The sequence below is a fragment of the Moorena sp. SIO4E2 genome (assembly GCF_010671945.1).
Lineage (GTDB): Bacteria > Cyanobacteriota > Cyanobacteriia > Cyanobacteriales > Coleofasciculaceae > Moorena > Moorena producens.
Genome location: NZ_JAAHIE010000658.1, coordinates 1 through 3589 on the forward strand (window position 1 = coordinate 1; position 3589 = coordinate 3589).

The 3589-nt window shown below is 37.2% G+C and carries 4 protein-coding genes; all 4 read left to right on the plus strand.

The features are described 5' to 3' along the window. Positions 1–178 precede the first annotated feature (178 nt). Positions 179–1102 (plus strand): tetratricopeptide repeat protein, encoded by a 924-nt coding sequence (locus tag F6K37_RS34940; protein WP_287255432.1) that lies wholly within the window; start codon positions 179–181, stop codon positions 1100–1102. Positions 1103–1400: 298 nt separating this feature from the next. Then, a complete protein-coding gene (locus F6K37_RS34945) occupies positions 1401–2351 on the plus strand; it encodes a multicopper oxidase domain-containing protein (protein WP_287255434.1) in 951 nt (316 codons plus the stop codon). A gap of 62 nt (positions 2352–2413) precedes the next feature. Next, positions 2414–2917: a hypothetical protein gene (locus F6K37_RS34950; protein ID WP_287255435.1), complete on the plus strand. Its 504-nt coding sequence runs from the start codon at positions 2414–2416 to the stop codon at positions 2915–2917. 132 nt (positions 2918–3049) lie between these two features. Further along, complete coding sequence (locus F6K37_RS34955; RefSeq protein ID WP_287255437.1) at positions 3050–3247, plus strand: hypothetical protein; 198 nt, start codon at positions 3050–3052, stop codon at positions 3245–3247. The last annotated feature ends 342 nt before the right edge of the window (positions 3248–3589 follow it).

Consider the following 3589-nt stretch of genomic DNA (forward strand, 5'->3'; position numbering starts at 1 on the left):
TCGCAGAATCTTCTGAAGAATTAAATCTCCCAACAATAATTTTGCTTTATATCTAGCCTATAAAAATCTGGGAAGAGCAAAACTAGTTTATTCCTATGCTAGTTGGCAAAAAAATAAGGGACCCAAAATAATAACAATAAATAACACTCAATTAACGGTTGATCAGTTAATCGAACAAGTGAAAGAAAATTTCAAGAGTGCTGAAAAGTATAATCCAGAAGATCCGCTGATAAAATTATACATCGCTTTGATGGAAGATTTTAAGGATTTTGTACTGAATCCGGAGAGTCTAGACTGTTTGCCTGCTAGTCAACGCTATGAAGAGGCAATTAACCTTTATATAGATGTTAAGAAAGTTAAAACTGTAGACAATAATTTTTTTGCACTGCTTGAGTTGGGTCATTTCTTAGTTAGCAGAGACAGGAATAAGACATCTAAAAATTTAAAGAAAGATAAGTGGAACAACTTTAATGGATATAAGAAAGGGATAGAACTTTACAATAAGCTCCAAGTATCTGACCAGAACGGAAAGCATACAGTTTTGTTAAGCAAGGCTAAAGCTCAACTACTTAATAAGGATTATGAAAAAGCTCGAGATTCTTTTGAAAAAATTTTACAGAAAGAGCCAGATGCTTATCAGATTAGGTACTACATTGGGAACTCATATATCTTAGAGAATGGTCAGTATGATCAGGCCATTAAAGAATATGACAAAGTTACAGAAAATCCTGATACTGAACTTTACTATTATGCATTGCGAGATTCTGGTTTTGCGTACTATATGACTTCTAAGTATGATCAAGCTAAAGATAGATTGGACAGAGCACTTAACCTGGAAGTGTCAAAAACGCAAGCTGAGAAAGAAAGAAGGGAGTTGATGGAAGAATATTTCAAAAAAATTAAGGATGGTCAATGTGATCAACTAGATCCTGATAACAATAGTTGTGAGCTTGAAGATCGAAAGAGTCTTGAATACAAGTTGTTTGACGCAGGATTTTTTCAGAGCATCTTTACTGTTCATGACAAAAAAAGAGGAACAGATCCATTTATTGATGTTGAACATGATAAATTTTATCAGTGCCGAAATGATCCTGAATTTTAATTTTTTTATTCCAGGATATAGCAATTCTACTACGACTTGTGAAGTACAAAGCGATCGGGTGCATCTCATATTTGTAAAAAAGTTGCGTAGGGTGCGTTAGGGGAGCCTCATTTTCCGCCTCGTAGCCAGGGTTTGGATAGCCCGCCCCGTAACGCACCACCGTGTCAAACAGCAAAAGCGATGCACCCAAGCGAACCCCCTAAATTCCCCTTAATAAGGAGGACTTTGAAGTTGATAAGCTTACCTCATAACTGCAATAAACGCTATATTTAGACTAGTAATCCCTAATATTGCTATTATGTGGAGTCGTCGCCAACTATTACAATCTAGTTTTGTAGGTTTAGGGATCGCAGGGACTGTCTACCAATTCCTTAAATCGCGACCTACTGCCACTGTTAAGGTACCTAGGTTCACCACAGATGAGCAACTCTCAGCAAAGTATGTTGGATTTGATCCTATAAATTGTCTACGAAGTTTTGATTATGGTCGTGTTAAGCAGGAAAATGGACATCTGATCAGGGAGTTTGAAATCGTTGCAGATAATACCTCGACTCAGCTAAATAAATTGGTAGGTTGGGTTAGCTGGAATTTTAATAATCGAGTTCCCGGTCCAACATTAAGAGCGGTAGAAGGTGATCGGATTAGAGTAATTTTTCGGAATCAGGATTCTGCTAGTAGTCATAGCATTCATTTTCATGGTATTCATCCTGCTGAAATGGATGGAGTGACTCCCATAGGCAAAGGTAAAGAAACTGTCTATGAATTTGAGGCTAAGCCCTATGGGGTTCATCTTTACCATTGCCATGTTAGTCCTGTTACTCGCCACATTAGCAAAGGACTGTATGGTATGTTCATTATTGATCCTCCCAGAAAACGCCCTTCCGCCGATGAAATGGTTTTAGTTATGTCAGGTTATGACATTGACGGAGACATAAAAACTGAAGACATTAAAACTAATGAACTTTATGCGTTTAATGGCTTACCTGATTTTTACCATAAACACCCTATTCCGATTTATCAAAATCAGTTAATAAGATTATATATAGTGAATATGATTGAGTATGATGTGGCTGTTACTTTTCATATTCATGCCAACATGTTTAAAGTTTATCCAACCGGTTGTACTATCAAGCCAACTCTAAAAACCGATGTCATTACTATGGGTACAGCGGAACGGCATATTTTAGAGTTTGCGTATGCTTTCCCAGGAAACTATATGTTTCACCCTCATCAAGACCAAATTGCTTAAAATGGTTGCATGGGACAATTTTCAGTTATTCCTAGTAACAAATTTTGAGAACAGTAAACGTTATGAAAAATATACTCAAATACGTTTTTATTACTTTAGTTGTTGCCCTTTTAGTGGTAGTAATTGGGTACTATCTACCTAGTAATACTCCTACTAAAACTAGTGAACTTTTTTCTAACTCCGAATATGAAAAAATATTAGATGAATATTATATCAAAAATCTTGGTCTAATGCAAGGTCATCTGATTGCAGCCAAAGATTTATTAGAAGGGGGAACCCCAGATCAAGCACAATCTCATTTAGAACATCCTATTGAGGAACTTTACGGGGAAATTCAAGATAAATTAAAAGAGGAAGGTGTTGATGATTTCAAACAGAATTTGGAAGATCTATACGACACAGCTAAATATCAACCTTATAGTGAGGAAGTAACTAAAAAACTTCAGGTATCAGTGGCAGACATAAAATCAGCTATAGATAGTTTTTTTGAAAATCATAAGAATCTTCAGTCACCGGAATTTGCTGAAATTGTGCTTATTAGTATTCTTAATACAGCATCGGAATAATACGAAGCCGCCATTGGAAGGAACTGTAAGATCGTTGCTCCAATAGAGTATCAAGACTCCTTTGGTTTTGTTAAATATGTAGAAAACAAACTTTCACAAAAAAGTTGGGTTCCTGATCAAACACGAGGGAAGATGAAATCTGATGTAACAAAACTTCTAAAAGCGTGGTCTCCAGATAAAGATAAACCCTTTAAAGGAAAGGTAAGTCAACCTCCTAATTGCCTTGAGGCACTCTCTCCATCTGGAGAAACTGAATCTGTATATCCACCTGAATATCCGGTAATGACCCCGGCTCAATTATCTGAGGAGATTGCCAAGATTTATAAGTGAACTATGTTTTATGACATCAATAATGTCTGGTAACTCAATGGCAACTCCAAAAACAGTTTTCGGAGTTGCCAAAACTCGAATAGAAGAGGAAAATATTCAATTATTCGAGTGCATCGCTTTTGCTGTTTGATGCGGTGGTGCGTTACGGGGCCGGCTTTACCAGCGGTGGCTACGAGGTAGAAAATGACGGCAAACCGCCCCTAACGCACCCTACTGGCGTGGCACAGCTAAAATAGTGCAATAGAAATAGGATAACTGAGGCGGAAAGTATGGGAAGAGGAAAACGAGACAAGGTGATTCTGAGTCGAGAACAGAGAAAAAGGCTGGAAGTCATAAGCAACA